Source organism: candidate division KSB1 bacterium (assembly GCA_034506335.1).
Taxonomy (GTDB): Bacteria; Zhuqueibacterota; Zhuqueibacteria; order JANLFK01; family Oleimicrobiaceae; genus Oleimicrobium.
The window spans coordinates 1-15,165 of sequence record JAPDPR010000065.1; the positions used below are offsets into that span (position 1 = coordinate 1).

The following is a 15,165-nucleotide window of genomic DNA, read 5'->3' on the forward strand; positions in this document are numbered from 1 at the left end:
CGGGGACGATACGGTTGCCGGAGGGGGTGGAGATGGTGATGCCGGGGGACAATGTGACGATGGAGGTGGAGTTGATCACGCCGATCGCGATGGAGGAGGGGTTGCGGTTTGCCATTCGTGAGGGTGGGCGCACCGTGGGCGCCGGCGTGGTCGGCAAAATCATCGAATAGGGCTGCGCTTCGCCCCAGGCAACGAAGGTCGATGAGGGTAAGCGACGATGCAGGAAATCATCACGCTGGAATGCTCAGAGTGCAAGAATCGGAACTACAGCACCACTAAAGACAGGAAGAAGCACACGGCGAAGCTCGAGCTCAAGAAGTATTGTCCCTTCTGCAGACACCACACCCTGCACAAGGAGACGAAGTAGTTGGTGTATTCGAGACGGTGTGGTACAGGCCTGTAGCACAATTGGCTAGTGCACCGGACTCCAAATCCGGCGGTTGGGGGTTCGAGTCCCTCCAGGCCTGCCGTGGGAGAGAGCGTGAACGAACGCTCTTTCTTTTGGGACAAGAGGCAAACGCGAGAGCGCCCCATGTTTGAAAAGGCAATCAATTTTCTGCGCGAAGTAAAGATTGAAATGGCGAAGGTGAGCTGGCCGACACGCGAAGAGCTCAAAGGCTCCACGACGATTGTTATCGTCACTACTTTGCTGTTCGCGGTGTTCATCTTTATCGCCGACCAGATCATTTCGCGCATCGTTGGGGTAATCTTCAGGTTGGCGGGGTAATCGTGAGTGCGGAGATAGATGCAGCGCCGGAAAGAGTCGCTGCGGATAGTGAGGAGCTCAAGTGGTACGCCGTGCACGTGCTTTCCGGGCATGAGCGCAAGGTGAAGGCCTATCTCGACAACGAGATCGACAAGAGCGGCCTCCGCCACAAGATCAAGGAAGTGCTTCTGCCCGCAGAGCAGGTCACGGAAATGCGACAGGGGAAGAAGCGGACAAGGAACCGTATCTTCTTCACCGGGTACCTGTTCCTGCACATGGTGCTGGACAAAGAGACGCAGCACTTGGTGCTGAACACCCCTGGCATCACCAATTTCGTCGGTTCCAAGGCCAAACCCGAGCCGCTGCGCCCTGACGAAATCGACCGCATTTTGGGCCGCGTGGACGAGAGCCGTGCCAAGGAACGCATTCACGTGCCGTTCCGCGTGGGGGATGCCATTAAGGTCATAGATGGCCCCTTTACGGACTTTACCGGGGTGGTGCAGGAGATTTATGAGGACAAGAACAAGTTGCGCGTCATGGTGAGCATTTTCGGCAGGTCTACCCCGGTTGAGCTTGATTTTCTGCAGGTGGAACTGGAATCGTAGCGGAGCTGCAATGGCCAAGAAGATCATCGCAACAGTGAAGTTACAGATCCCGGCGGGTAATGCTACGCCTTCACCACCGGTGGGGCCTGCTCTTGGGCAACACGGGGTGAACATCATGGAGTTCTGCAAGGCGTTCAACGCGCGCACGCAGGACAAGATGGGTTACATCATCCCCGTGGTGATCACCATCTACGCGGACCGCACCTTCACCTTTGTGACCAAGACACCCCCGGCGGCGGTGTTGCTCAAGAAGGCGGCGGGAATCGAGAAGGGCTCGGGCGAACCAAACCGTACGCGGGTGGGCACCGTGACCAAAGCCCAGGTGCGAGAAATCGCCATGACGAAGATGGCGGACCTGAACGCCAATAGTCTGGAGAGCGCCATTTCGATGATCGAAGGAACTGCCCGCAGCATGGGCATTACGGTGGTGGAGTGACGTCCACCTTTGTCTTGCGCGGAGTTGGAATGAAACGGAGCAAACGATTTCGCGAAGCGGTAAGCAAACGGGATCCGTCTAAGCAGTACACCCTGGCCGAGGCGGTGAAACTGGTCAAGGAGGCCGCTACGGCAAAGTTCGATGAGACGGTGGAGATTAGCGTCCGTCTGGGCGTGGACCCGCGTCATGCGGACCAGATGGTGCGCGGCTCGGTGACGCTGCCCCATGGCCTGGGCAAGACCAAGCGGGTATTGGTCCTGACCAAAGGCGACAAAGAGAAGGAGGCGTTAGAAGCAGGCGCTGACTACGTGGGGCTGGACGAGTACCTGGAGAAGATTCAGGCGGGTTGGCTCGAATTTGACGCGGTGGTAGCAACGCCGGACGTGATGAGCCAGGTGGGCAAGCTGGGCAAGATCCTCGGGCCCCGTGGCCTGATGCCCAACCCGAAGAGTGGCACCGTGACCTTTAACGTGGCAGAGGCGGTGAGAGAAATCAAGGCCGGCAAGGTCGATTTCCGCGTGGATAAGTATGGCATTCTGCACGTGCCCTTGGGGAAGGCGTCTTTCCCGGCCGAGAAGCTTGCTGAGAATGTGAAGGCCTTTATGGAGGCGGTGGTGCGTCTGAAGCCGCCTACGGCGAAGGGGCAATACGTGCGGAGCGTCACCTTGTCCAGCACCATGGGCCCAGGCATCAAGGTGGATCGGAGCGCATTGTTGGATGAAGTACGCGCGTGACCCCAGGCCGACGACAGATGTATGCGCAGAGGTGTGAGGAAAAGTAATGGCAAGACCAGAGAAAGAACGGGTGGTCGCTGAGGTCAGTGAGGGGTTGACACGGGCGCGCGGGATCTACGTCACCGACTTTTCCGGGCTGAATGTGGAGGAGGTGACTGAGCTGCGCAAGACCCTGCGCGACGCGAACGTACAGTACAGGGTAGTCAAGAATACACTAGCGCGGCGTTCGGTGAGACAGGCAGGGTATGAGGCTCTGCTTCCTCACCTAACGGGCCCCACGGCGTTCGCCTTGAGCTTCGATGACCCCGGTGTGCCCGCCCGGGTTCTTCGCGATTTTGCGCAGAAAAAGAACAAGCTGGCCATTAAGGCCATCGTGTACGAAGGCGAGTTGATTGATGCGTCACGTGTGGACGAGATTTGTAACCTTCCTCCGCGCAACGTGATGGTGGCACGGCTGCTCGGCACCATGAATGCGCCCCTGACAAGGTTGGTCTACACCCTCAACGGTGTGCTGGCGCAATTCGTCAGGGTGTTGGATGCTATCCGTGCCCAAAAGGAAGGGCAAACCTCGCTCTAATGGGTAATTCTGGAGGAAAGAACATGGCGGAAGAGAAATCTGCCCAGGCAGGGACAGAGACAGTAGCGACCAAGGGTGGCGATGGGAAAATTGAGGCAGTGATCAAGGCGGTGGAAGGCCTCACCGTGCTGGAGCTGGCACAGTTAGTGAAGGCTCTGGAGGAACGGTTTGGCGTCACCGCCGCAGCGCCGGTGGTGGCTGCTGCGCCTGTGGCTGGCGCACCCGCTGCTGGGCCGGCTGGGGCTGCTGCGGAAGAAAAGTCCGAGTTCTCCGTCATCTTGCAGTCTGCCGGTGCTCAGAAGATCCAGGTGATCAAAGTCGTACGCCAGCTGACCAACCTGGGCCTCAAGGAGGCAAAGGACCTGGTCGAGGGCGCACCGGCCCCCATCAAGGAAGGGGTCTCCAAAGAGGAGGCAAACGAAATCAAAGCCAAACTGGAAGAAGCTGGCGCTACGGTCGTGCTGAAGTAGACCTGAGCCTGGGTGGGGCTAAGACTCCGGCTCTTGCCCGGTTTGACTTTGCGGTTTTTGAAGCGAAAGGAAGTGACTTCCTTGGCGAACGTTGCGCAGATAGCGAGAAAATCTTTCTCGAAAATCTCATCGGCCATTGAGCTGCCTGACCTCTTGGACGTCCAGCTCAAGTCTTTCGATGAGTTCTTGCAGCCGAACGTGCCCCCTGACAAGCGTCTGAATCAGGGGCTGCAGGCGGTGTTCCAATCGGTCTTCCCCATCGTGGATAGCCGTGAGAACTTTCGGCTGGACTTTGTGGAGTACTACGTCGAAAGGCCTCGCTACACGGTCCAAGAGTGCCAGGAGCGTGGGGTGACCTACGCCGTCCCCCTCAAGGCCAAGCTTCGCCTTTCCATCAAGGACGAGTACGGGGACAAGGATTCCTATACCGAGACCATTGAGCAGGTGGTCTATCTCGGCAACATCCCCTACATGACCGAGCGCGGCACCTTCATCATCAACGGTGCCGAACGGATTGTGGTCAGTCAACTGCACCGTTCGCCTGGCGTGTTCTTTGACGAACTTCGGCATCCGAACGGCCAGAAGCTGTACAGTGCCCGTGTTATCCCCTTGCGCGGCTCGTGGGTGGAGTTCACCACCGACATCAATGACGTGATGTACGTGTACATCGACCGCCGCAAGAAGTTCCCGGTCACCACCCTATTGCGCGCCATTGGCTACTCTACCGACAGCGAGCTCCTGAGCCTCTTTGACCTGAGCGTGGAGGTGCCCGCCAAGGCAGACCAATTGCGGCCATATCTCCACCACATTGCCCTGGAGGACATTGTCGACAGAGAGAGTGGCGAGCTCTTGTGCGAGAGGGACCAGGAGCTGACCGAGGACACTATTGCCCAACTGGACCGGTCCAGCATCGAGAAGGTGCGTTTGCTTCGTCCGGAGGGCCCTTCTGGCCCGGAGATCATCAGCAACACCCTTCGCAAGGACACGGCGCGGAGTGAGGAAGATGCTTTAGAGACCATTTATCGCCAGTTGCGGGCCGGCGAACCGCCAGATCTGGAGGCGGCACGCGGGCTTGTGGAACGTCTCTTCTTCAACCCGAAGCGTTACGACCTGGGCAGGGTGGGGCGTTACCGGCTGAACAAGAAGCTGGGTCTGGACATCCCTCTGGACGTGACGGTGCTCACCAAGGAGGATATCGTCGCTATCATCAAGTACTTGGTGGATCTGCGCGAAGGGACGCGCGAGGCAGACGATATCGACCACCTTGGCAACCGTCGGGTGCGGACTGTAGGCGAACAGCTGGCGCAGCAGATGAGCGTGGGGCTCTCGCGCATGGCGCGCACGATCAAGGAGCGCATGAACCTGCGGGAGAGCGAGAACCTCACCCCCCAAGACCTGGTGAACGCCCGTACCATCCTTTCGGTCATCAACACCTTCTTTGGCACCAGCCAGCTCTCTCAGTTCATGGATCAGACTAACCCGCTGGCTGAGCTGACCCACAAGCGCCGCTTGTCTGCCTTGGGTCCGGGCGGTCTGACCAGGGAGCGCGCCGGCTTCGAGGTGCGCGACGTCCACTACACGCATTACGGACGCCTCTGCCCCATTGAGACGCCGGAAGGCCCCAACATTGGCTTGATTTCCTCGCTCACCACCTACGGGCGGCTCAATGAGCTTGGGTTTATCGAGACGCCCTATCGAAAGGTGGTCAATGGTCGCGTCACCGACGAGATCGTCTACCTGGCTGCGGATGAGGAAGAGAACCAAATCGTGGCGCAGGCGAATGCGCCGTTGGACAAGGATGGCCGTTTTCTTCAGGATAGGGTGAAAGCCCGGCTGCGGGGTGACTTTCCGGTGGTGGCTCCCGAGCAGGTCAGCTACATGGATGTGTCACCCACGCAGACGGTTTCGGCGGCCGCGGCGCTCATCCCGTTCCTGGAACACGACGACGCCAACCGCGCCCTCATGGGCTCCAACATGCAGCGGCAGGCGGTACCCTTGCTCCGGCCGGAACTCCCTCTGGTCGGCACGGGACTTGAGGCTAAAGTGGCCCGGGACTCGCGAGCCCTGATCGTGTCCGACGTGGATGGGGTCGTCGAAGAAGTCGACGCCGACCACATCGTCATCCGCGTGGATCCTCCGACTGACCCGAAGAGCGCAGTGGAGGAGCTTTTGGACTTTGAGGACCGTAGCCGTCGGGTCTACCACCTGACCAAGTTCATGCGCACCAACCAAGACACTTGCATCAACCAGCGACCTCTGGTCACCCAGGGGCAGCGCGTGAGCAAGAATCAGGTGTTGGCCGATGGCTTTGCTACCGATCGCGGTGAGCTGGCACTTGGCCGCAATGTGTTGGTGGCGTTTGTGCCTTGGCGTGGCTACAACTTTGAAGACGCAATCATCGTGTCCGAACGCATTGTGCGGGAGGACATTTTCACGTCGCTGCACATCGAAGAGTTTGACCTGCAGGTGCGCGACACCAAGCGGGGCGAGGAAGAGCTGACCCGCGAGATCCCCAACGTCAGCGAAGACGCCACAAAGGACCTGGACGAAAACGGCGTGGTGCGCGTCGGGGCTGAGGTGCAGGCGGGGGACATCCTCGTCGGCAAGGTGACCCCCAAAGGCGAAACCGACCCGACCCCGGAAGAGAAACTGCTGAAAGCCATCTTCGGGGAGAAGGCAGGCGACGTGAAGGATGCTTCGCTCAAGGTACCGCCGGGCGTGAAGGGCATCGTCATTAACACGCGTCTGTTCACGCGGAAGAAAAAAGACGCGAAGAGCAAGAAGCAAGAGAAGAAAATGCTCGACGAGCTCACCCTCTGGCGCCAGGAGGAGGAGCAAAAGGCTCGTCGTCTGCGCGATGAGAAGCTGACCAAGGTGTTAGACGGCAAGACCGCACAGGTTGTGCGCGACATCCAGACCGATAAGGCGTTGATAAAGGCCAAGACTGTGCTTAAGGCCGACGGCAACTTGGCGCGAGTGGATTTTGAGCGCGTGAACTTTCAAGCCGAGGTCACGGATGACCCGGAGGCAAACCAGCTGGCGCGCGAGATCATTCGCCGCTACCAGCAGCGAATGGAGGCCATCGAGCAGGAATTTGAGCAGCGCAAGCTGAAGCTGACGATGGGTGATGAGCTCCCGCCCGGTATCGTACAATTGGCCAAGGTCTACGTCGCCAAGAAGCGCAAACTTTCAGTGGGCGACAAGATGGCGGGCCGGCACGGCAACAAGGGCGTGGTGTCCAAGATTGTGCCGGTAGAAGATATGCCTTTCCTGCCCGACGGCACGCCTGTAGACGTGGTGCTCAATCCTCTCGGCGTTCCGTCGCGTATGAATTTGGGCCAGATTTTGGAATGTAACCTTGGCTGGGCGGCGGCCAAACTCAATCAGCTGTACGCCTCGCCAGTGTTTGATGGGGCGACGTATGAGGAAGTCGTCGAAGAGCTGAAAAAGGCCGGACTTCCGCCCGACGGGAAGACGATCCTTTACGACGGGCGAACCGGCGAGCCGTTTGACCAGCCGGTGACGGTTGGTTATATGTATCTGATGAAGTTGTCGCACCTGGTGGAGGACAAGATTCACGCCCGCTCCATCGGGCCGTACTCGCTCATTACTCAGCAGCCTTTAGGAGGCAAGGCCCAGTTTGGTGGCCAGCGGTTCGGCGAGATGGAAGTGTGGGCCCTGGAGGCCTACGGCGCGGCACATACGCTGCAAGAGATCCTGACCGTCAAGTCCGACGACGTGCGCGGCCGTTCAAAGGTCTATGAGGCGATCGTCAAGGGCGACAACTTGCCAGAGCCAGGTCTGCCGGAATCTTTCAACGTGCTGATTCGCGAGCTGCAGGGCCTGGGTCTGGATGTGGAGCTCATCGATGGCAGGATGCCTCAGTGGGCGGTGCGCAAGAAGGGCTCTCAGGGGATGAAGCCCGTTGATGGTAAACCCGTGATTCAGGGTTAGAGCATCTTGCGGAGGTGCAAAGTTTGGTGCTCACGACCAGACAAGATGCAATAGGAAGGGGGCAGTTTACGGGAATCTCGATCGGCCTTGCCTCTCCGGACAAGATTCTGGAGCGGTCGTACGGCGAGGTCACCAAGCCGGAGACCATCAACTATCGCTCTTTCAAGCCGGAGAAGGATGGGCTTTTCTGCGAAAAGATTTTTGGCCCGGTGCGGGACTGGGAGTGCCATTGTGGCAAGTACAAGCGCGTGCGCTACAAAGGGATTGTGTGTGACCGCTGCGGGGTCGAGGTCACGCAGAAGAGCGTACGCCGCGAGCGCATGGGGCACATCACGCTGGCAGTGCCGGTGGTGCACATCTGGTATTGGCGCTCCATCCCCTCTAAGATCGGCTACTTGCTCGACATGAGCATCAAGGAGCTGGAGAAGATCATCTACTACGAGTCCTACGTGGTAATCCAGCCTGGGAGGAGTGGCCTGCGCGCCAAAGAGCTGATCTCAGAGGAAGAGTATCTGCGCATCATCAACGAGTACCCGGAGCTGGTCCAGACGGAGAATGAGGAAGACCGCTTTGTCGCCAAGATCGGCGGCGAGGCCATCTTGGATTTGCTTAAGCGGGTGGACATCGAGAAGCTTTCGGAGGAGCTCCGCTACCAGGTCAAGACCGAGACGGCTCTGCAGCGCAAGGCGGATTGCCTGAAGCGGCTCAAAGTGATCGAGGCGTTCCGGCGCAGTGGCCTCAATGGGCACGAGAACAAGCCGGAGTGGATGGTGATGACGGTCATTCCGGTCATCCCGCCGGAATTGCGTCCGCTGGTGCCGCTGGAGGGCGGTCGGTTTGCCACCTCGGACCTTAACGACCTGTATCGGCGAGTCATCATTCGCAACAACCGCCTCAAGAAGTTGCTGGAGATCAAGGCTCCTGAGGTCATTCTGCGCAACGAGAAGCGCATGCTGCAGGAGGCAGTGGACTCGCTGTTCGACAACAGTCGTAAGGCCTCGGCAGTGCGTGGCGACAGCAACCGGGCCCTGAAATCGTTGTCCGACATGCTGCGCGGCAAGCAGGGTCGATTCCGACAGAACTTGTTGGGCAAGCGCATCGACTATTCCGGCCGTTCGGTCATCGTGGTGGGGCCGGAGCTGAAGCTCCATGAATGCGGCTTGCCTAAGGAGATGGCCCTGGAGCTCTTTAAGCCGTTCATCATCAGGAAGCTGGTTGAGCGCGGCATGGTCAAGACGGTCAAGAGCGCGAAGAAGGTGGTGGACCGCCGAGGTGCCGAGGTGTGGGCTATCCTGGAGGAGATTATCCAGGACCATCCGGTGATGCTTAACCGCGCGCCCACGTTGCACCGTCTCGGCATCCAGGCCTTCCAGCCCTTGCTCATCGAGGGGAAGGCCATCCAGATTCACCCGCTGGTCTGTGCTGCCTTCAACGCCGACTTTGACGGCGACCAGATGGCAGTGCACGTGCCGCTCTCGTACTACGCTCAGATTGAGGCGAAGCTTCTGATGCTGTCCAGCCACAGCATCTTGTCTCCGGCCAGCGGCAGGCCTTTGGCCATCCCCAGCCAGGACATCGTGCTGGGCATCTACTATCTGACCAAGGTCAAGCTCGGTGATAAGGGCGAAGGGATGCTTTTCTCGTCGCCGGACGAAGTGATCATCGCCCACAACAATGGCGTGGTGGGTCTCCATGCCCGCATCAAGGTGCGCTTGGACGGCCGCATTATCGAGACGACGACGGGGCGGGTGATCTTTAACCAATGTGTGCCGCGCGAGTTGGGCTTCTACAATGAACTCTTGACGAAGAAGCGCATTGAGCAGATTGTTTACGACTGCTTCCGACGGCTTGGGAATGTCCGCACTGTGGAGTTCCTGGACAAGCTCAAGGATCTGGGATTCCACTACGCGATGATTTCCGGCGCTACGGTGGGGATGAGCGACGTGCTCATCCCGCCCCAGAAGCAGGAGATCTTGGAGCGCGCAACTCGCGAGGTGGAGGCCATCCAGAAGAATTACGAGCGCGGTGTCATCACGGATGGCGAGCGTTACAACCGCACCATCGACATCTGGACGCATGCCACCAACGAAGTGACCGAGAAGATGTTCGAGGGGCTGCAGGCGGATAAAGATGGCTTCAACCCCATCTTCATGATGGCCGACTCGGGAGCCCGTGGCTCTCAGGACCAGATCCGCCAGCTGGCGGGCATGCGCGGGTTGATGGCCAAGCCGCAGAAGAAGATGGTCGGCCAGATGGGCGAGATCATCGAAAACCCGATCACTGCGAATTTCCGTGAGGGACTGTCGGTATTGGAGTACTTCATCTCGACGCACGGGGCGCGGAAAGGTCTTGCGGATACGGCGCTGAAGACCGCCGACGCCGGCTACCTGACGCGGCGCCTGGTGGACGTGGCCAACGATGTGGTGGTGACCATGAAGGACTGCGGCACCATTATGGGTGTGCGCACCGGCGCCCTTAAGGAGGGGGAAGAGGTCATCGAACCGTTGATTGACCGCATCGTGGGACGGGTGGCAGCCGAAGACGTGTACCACCCCGACACCGGCGAGGTCATGGTTTCCGCAGGGCAGATGATCGATGAGGAACTGGGACAGGCCATCGTCGATGCAGGGATAGACGAGGTGAGCATCCGTTCGGTGCTTACGTGCGAAGCGCCGCGTGGAGTCTGTGCCATGTGCTACGGCCGTAACCTGGCAACCGGTCATATGGTCCAATTGGGGGAGGCGGTGGGCGTCATGGCCGCCCAATCCATTGGCGAGCCAGGTACACAACTCACGCTGCGGACGTTCCACATCGGCGGAACGGCTTCACGAATCGCCGCCCAGAGCAGCGTGGTCACCAAACGCGCTGGGACTGTGCAGTACGAAAACGTCAAGTCTATTCCGCAGGAAGATGGGTCTACTGTGTGCGTCTCGCGCACCGGCCGGATCAATATCGTCGACGAGAACAATCGTGTGGTGGAAAAGTACACCGTCCCCTACGGTGCCATTATTCTCAAGCAAGATGGCAAGGCGGTGGGAAAGGGCGAGACACTCTTCACGTGGGACCCATACACGGCGAGCATTATTTCCACGCACACTGGCACCGTCCGGTTTGAGGATATCAAGGAGAACGTCACCTACCGAGAGGAACTCGACGAGACCACGGGTCTCAAGCAGGGGGTGATCGTCGAGGCGCGCAACCGCAATCTCAATCCGCAGATTCTGGTGGTGGACGCCAAGGGGAAGGTGTTGGGGCGCTACCACATGCCGGTGCGGGCGTTCTTGCAAGTGCACGACGGACAGCAGGTCAAAGCGGGGCAAGTGCTGGCTAAGTTGCCGCGCGAGATTGCCAAGACGAGGGACATCACTGGCGGTTTGCCGCGGGTGGCCGAGCTCTTCGAAGCGCGGCGCCCCAAGGAGCCGGCGGTGGTGAGCGAAATCGATGGTATCGTCAGCTTTGGCGAAATCAAGCGTGGTGTGCGTAGAATCACGGTGACCTCCGAGGATGGGCACGACCAGCGCACCTACACGATCCCGTACGGAAAGCACGTGTTAGTGCACGAGGGGGACAGGGTGCGCGCGGGTGACAAGCTCTCTGAAGGCGCGGTGGCGCCGCACGATATTCTTGCCATCATGGGCGCCAACAAGGTGCAGGAGTACCTGCTCAACGAGATCCAGGAGGTCTATCGCCTCCAGGGCGTCCGCATCAATGACAAGCACATCGAGATCATTGTGCGCCAGATGCTGCAGAAGGTCCGCATCGGGGACCCTGGTGATACCGACTATCTGGAGGGTGACCAGGTTGACCGACTGACTTTCTTGCGGGAGAACGATCGGGTCAAAGAGCAGGTGGTTATCACCGCACCCGGCGACTCACATTGGCGTGCTGGGCAGCGGGTGAACATCAACGAGTTCAGGGAGGTCTGCGCGGCGCTGGAAAAGGACGGCAAGAAAGTACCGGAGGCGCGACCTGCCCAGCCCGCTACTTTTGAGCCGCTCCTGCTGGGTATCACAAAGGCCTCGCTGTCCACGGAAAGCTTCATCTCGGCCGCTTCGTTCCAAGAGACCACGAGGGTGCTGGCCGATGCTTCCGTGGAAGGGAAGGTCGATCGCCTGCTGGGCCTGAAGGAGAACGTGGTGATGGGCAACCTCATCCCCGCCGGAACGGGCCTGGCCCGATACCGTGACATTCGCGTATTCGCACCGAGTGAGGAGGCAGGGGAACAGGTAGCGGCGGAAGCTGCCGCCTCCGAATAGGAGTGACACTCAAGGCGCTTCAAAGCGAAAAAATAGTTGGATTTCGCGCGCCGTTTGTATATATTTGCCGTTCGCGGAAACAACAGAGAGGAGGAAGCTTGCCGACGATTAATCAGCTGGTGCGCCATGGGAGGCAGCGCTTGGTGGCCAAAAGCAAGGCACCAGCCCTGACGGGTTCCCCGCAGCGGCGAGGGGTTTGTACACGCGTCTACACGACGACGCCGAAAAAGCCCAACTCCGCCATGCGGAAAGTGGCCCGCGTGCGCTTGACCAACGGCTACGAGGTAACTGCCTACATCCCGGGTGAGGGGCACAACCTGCAGGAACACTCCATTGTTCTCATCAGGGGTGGGCGAGTGAAGGACCTCCCCGGAGTGCGTTACCACATCATTCGTGGGAAGTTCGACACGGGAGGCGTTAACGACCGCATGCAGGGTCGCTCCAAGTACGGGACCAAGCGCCCCAAGAAGTGACAGGCAAGCACGACGAACCGTGAGAGTGGAAGATGCCGAGGAGAAAGCGGCCTATTAAACGTGAGGTGCTCCCAGACCCGAAGTACCAGTCGGTGCTGGTCACCAAGTTCATCAATAGCATTATGAGGCGCGGCAAGAAGAGTCTGGCAGAGACCATCTTCTACCGTGCCATCGAGATCATCGAGAAGAAGACAGGGCAGAACGGCCTGGAGGTCTTTGAGAAGGCGGTGGAAAACGTCAAGCCGCTGTTGGAGGTCAAGTCCCGGCGGGTAGGCGGAGCAACCTACCAGGTGCCGGTGGAAGTACGACCGGAACGCCGGCAGAGCCTTGCCATCCGGTGGATCATCAGCAATGCGCGCGCCCGTTCCGAAAAGACCATGGCCGAAAAGTTGGCGGCAGAGTTGATCGCCGCTTCCAAGAACGAGGGTGCCTCTATCAAGAAGCGTGAGGATACCCACAAAATGGCGGAAGCCAACAAGGCATTTGCTCACTTCCGCTGGTAGGTTCATCCCAGGCCTCAGCCTGGAGTCAGAATAGTTCGCCCGCCCTTCAGCGGGTGTGCATAAGCTTGTGACAACCTCGAGTAGGACGCAGTAGCTAAAAGGGAATCGACAAAGTCTCTGGCGTGCCGTCGTCCTCCGAGCTCTTAGCGAGCGATTGAAAAAGTCGCTCCGGAATTGGTGGACTTTTTTCATGTCAACACGATACCCGATCGAAAAAATTCGCAACATCGGCATCATGGCGCACATCGATGCCGGTAAGACCACCACCACCGAGCGCATCTTGTTCTACACAGGCAAGGTGCATCGCATTGGAGAGGTGGACGATGGTGCTGCCACCATGGACTGGATGGAGCAGGAGAAGGAGCGAGGCATCACCATCACTGCCGCGTCGATAAGCTGCGAGTGGAGTGGTCATCGCATTAACATTATCGACACGCCCGGGCACGTGGACTTTACCGTAGAAGTGGAGCGGTCCTTGCGCGTGCTGGATGGGGCGGTGGCGCTCTTCTGTGCCGTGGGTGGCGTCGAGCCGCAGTCGGAGACGGTGTGGCGGCAGGCTGACAAATACCGCATCCCCCGCATCGCCTTTGTCAACAAGATGGATCGCATCGGGGCGGACTTTTTCAATACCGTGCGCATGATCCGCGAACGACTCGGTGCCAATCCGGTCCCGGTGCAGATCCCCATGGGCCAGGGGGACATGTTCACCGGATTGATCGACCTCATCCGCATGAAAGCGGTCACCTACCGCGAGGAGACCTTAGGCAGCACGTGGGATGAGTTCGAGATACCCAAGGACTTGATGGCCACCGCCAACGACTACCGGACCAAACTCCTTGAGGCGATCTCCGACTATGACGACACCCTCTTGGAAAAATACCTGGAGGGAAAGGAGATCGGCGAGGAGGAGATCATTAGCGTGGTGAGGAAGGCGACCCTGGACGTGAGCATTGTGCCGGTGCTGTGCGGTTCGGCGGCGCGCAACAAGGGCATTCAGCGCCTTCTAGACGCGGTGGTGCGCTACCTGCCCTCGCCAGTTGATTTGCCGCCGGTGCAAGGGGAGAACCCTTACATCGGCAAGACGGAAGTGCGCAAACCCTCGGAAGATGAGCCCTTTGCGGCGTTGGCGTTCAAGGTCATGTCGGACCCGTATGTGGGGCGTTTGACCTACTTCCGGGTTTATTCGGGAAAAATCCAAACAGGGGCGACGGTGTTGAACGCCAACCTGGGCAAGAGGGAGCGGCTGTCGCGCATCTTGCAGATGGCGGCCAACAAGCGTGAGGACCTGGAGGAGATTACCTGCGGCAACATTGGTGCGGCAGTTGGGTTGCGTCTCACGAAGACAGGTGAGACACTATGCGACCCGCGGAGGCCCATCGTGCTGGAGTCGATGCGTTTCCCCGAGCCGGTGATCAGCATCGCCATCGAGCCCAAGACAAAAGCGGACCAAGAGCGCTTGTCCACTTCTCTGGCCCGTTTGGCCGACGAAGACCCCACCTTCAAGGTGAAGGTCAATCCAGAGACTGGTCAGACGTTGATCTCTGGCATGGGCGAGCTGCACCTGGAAATCCTGACGGACCGCCTGTTGCGCGAATTCAAGGTGGGCGCCAAGATCGGCAAGCCGCAGGTCAGTTACCGCGAGACCATTCGCCGCAAGGTGACCAGCGAGGGCAAGTTCATCAAGCAGAGTGGCGGGCGGGGGCAGTACGGACATGTGGTGCTGGAGTTGGAGCCGAACGAGCCGGGCAAAGGGTTTGAGTTTGAAAGCAAGATCGTGGGCGGCATCATCCCGAAGCAGTTTATCAAGCCCATCGCCGATGGGGTGAAAGAAGCCATGGGTGAGGGGGTGCTCACCGGCAGCCCGATGGTCGATATTAAGGTGGCTCTGGTGGATGGCTCCTACCACGAAGTGGACTCCTCGGACGTGGCGTTCAAGGTGGCAGCCTCGATGGCGTTCCGGGATGGCGCCCGTCGTGCTGATCCGGTGCTGCTTGAGCCGCTGATGAGGCTGGAAGTGGTGGTGCCGGAAGAGTACCTGGGCGACGTTGTGGGAGATCTGCGCATGCGGCGGGCCAAGATCAAGGCGATGACTCCCCGCGCTGACGGCCAGGTCATCGAGGCGGTTATCCCGCTTGCAGAGACCTTTGGCTACGCGACGCAACTGCGCTCCATGACCCAGGGGAGGGCCATCTTCACCCTGCAGTTCCTGCGCTACGAGCCGGCGCCGGACGAAATCGCGGAGAAGCTGTTGGGCGAGTACCGTCACTACGCGGCGGCCCGCTGAGCGGGTCCCTGCCGGAGCTGAACCAGGGAGAGAGCAATCAGGAGGAGATGAGCGATGGCGAAGGCGAAGTTTGAGCGGAAGAAGCCGCACGTGAACATAGGGACGATAGGGCATGTGGATCATGGGAAGACGACGTTGACGGCGGCGATTACGCAGGTCTTGAGTCG

At 59.4% G+C, this 15,165-nt stretch carries 14 protein-coding genes and 1 tRNA gene; all 15 read left to right on the forward strand.

Annotated elements, in window-relative coordinates:
- A partial coding sequence (gene tuf, locus ONB25_14040; protein MDZ7394005.1) for an elongation factor Tu occupies nucleotides 1-170 on the forward strand: 170 nt, incomplete at its 5' end.
- A gap of 47 nt (nucleotides 171-217) precedes the next feature.
- Complete coding sequence (rpmG, locus tag ONB25_14045; GenBank protein MDZ7394006.1) at nucleotides 218-367, forward strand: 50S ribosomal protein L33; 150 nt, start codon at nucleotides 218-220, stop codon at nucleotides 365-367.
- 26 nt (nucleotides 368-393) lie between these two features.
- Nucleotides 394-467: transfer RNA gene (locus ONB25_14050), tRNA-Trp, on the forward strand.
- A gap of 14 nt (nucleotides 468-481) precedes the next feature.
- The gene (gene secE, locus ONB25_14055; GenBank protein ID MDZ7394007.1) at nucleotides 482-727 is read left to right on the forward strand and encodes a preprotein translocase subunit SecE; all 246 of its coding nucleotides are present in this window, start codon (nucleotides 482-484) and stop codon (nucleotides 725-727) included.
- 2 nt (nucleotides 728-729) lie between these two features.
- On the forward strand, nucleotides 730-1,311 hold the full coding sequence (gene nusG, locus ONB25_14060) for a transcription termination/antitermination protein NusG (protein ID MDZ7394008.1): 582 nt from the start codon (nucleotides 730-732) through the stop codon (nucleotides 1,309-1,311).
- 10 nt (nucleotides 1,312-1,321) lie between these two features.
- A complete protein-coding gene (gene rplK / locus ONB25_14065) occupies nucleotides 1,322-1,747 on the forward strand; it encodes a 50S ribosomal protein L11 (protein ID MDZ7394009.1) in 426 nt (141 codons plus the stop codon).
- A gap of 29 nt (nucleotides 1,748-1,776) precedes the next feature.
- Nucleotides 1,777-2,481 carry a 50S ribosomal protein L1 gene (gene rplA, locus ONB25_14070; protein MDZ7394010.1) on the forward strand — a complete coding sequence of 235 codons (705 nt, stop codon included), beginning with the start codon at nucleotides 1,777-1,779 and terminating at the stop codon, nucleotides 2,479-2,481.
- Between the two features lie 46 nt (nucleotides 2,482-2,527).
- Complete coding sequence (rplJ, locus tag ONB25_14075) at nucleotides 2,528-3,058, forward strand: 50S ribosomal protein L10 (GenBank protein ID MDZ7394011.1); 531 nt, start codon at nucleotides 2,528-2,530, stop codon at nucleotides 3,056-3,058.
- A 23-nt stretch (nucleotides 3,059-3,081) separates the two neighbouring features.
- The gene (rplL, locus tag ONB25_14080) at nucleotides 3,082-3,528 is read left to right on the forward strand and encodes a 50S ribosomal protein L7/L12 (GenBank protein MDZ7394012.1); all 447 of its coding nucleotides are present in this window, start codon (nucleotides 3,082-3,084) and stop codon (nucleotides 3,526-3,528) included.
- A gap of 81 nt (nucleotides 3,529-3,609) precedes the next feature.
- Nucleotides 3,610-7,482, forward strand: a complete 3,873-nt coding sequence (gene rpoB / locus ONB25_14085) for a DNA-directed RNA polymerase subunit beta (GenBank protein MDZ7394013.1) — start codon at nucleotides 3,610-3,612, stop codon at nucleotides 7,480-7,482.
- A gap of 26 nt (nucleotides 7,483-7,508) precedes the next feature.
- A complete protein-coding gene (gene rpoC / locus ONB25_14090; GenBank protein ID MDZ7394014.1) occupies nucleotides 7,509-11,738 on the forward strand; it encodes a DNA-directed RNA polymerase subunit beta' in 4,230 nt (1,409 codons plus the stop codon).
- A gap of 98 nt (nucleotides 11,739-11,836) precedes the next feature.
- Entirely contained in the window at nucleotides 11,837-12,211 is a 375-nt protein-coding gene (gene rpsL / locus ONB25_14095) for a 30S ribosomal protein S12 (GenBank protein ID MDZ7394015.1), read from the forward strand.
- A 32-nt stretch (nucleotides 12,212-12,243) separates the two neighbouring features.
- Nucleotides 12,244-12,714 (forward strand): 30S ribosomal protein S7, encoded by a 471-nt coding sequence (gene rpsG / locus ONB25_14100; GenBank protein ID MDZ7394016.1) that lies wholly within the window; start codon nucleotides 12,244-12,246, stop codon nucleotides 12,712-12,714.
- Between the two features lie 190 nt (nucleotides 12,715-12,904).
- Entirely contained in the window at nucleotides 12,905-14,998 is a 2,094-nt protein-coding gene (fusA, locus tag ONB25_14105) for an elongation factor G (GenBank protein MDZ7394017.1), read from the forward strand.
- A gap of 54 nt (nucleotides 14,999-15,052) precedes the next feature.
- Nucleotides 15,053-15,165, forward strand: a 113-nt coding sequence (locus ONB25_14110) for a GTP-binding protein (GenBank protein ID MDZ7394018.1), incomplete at its 3' end; no start/stop codon positions are given.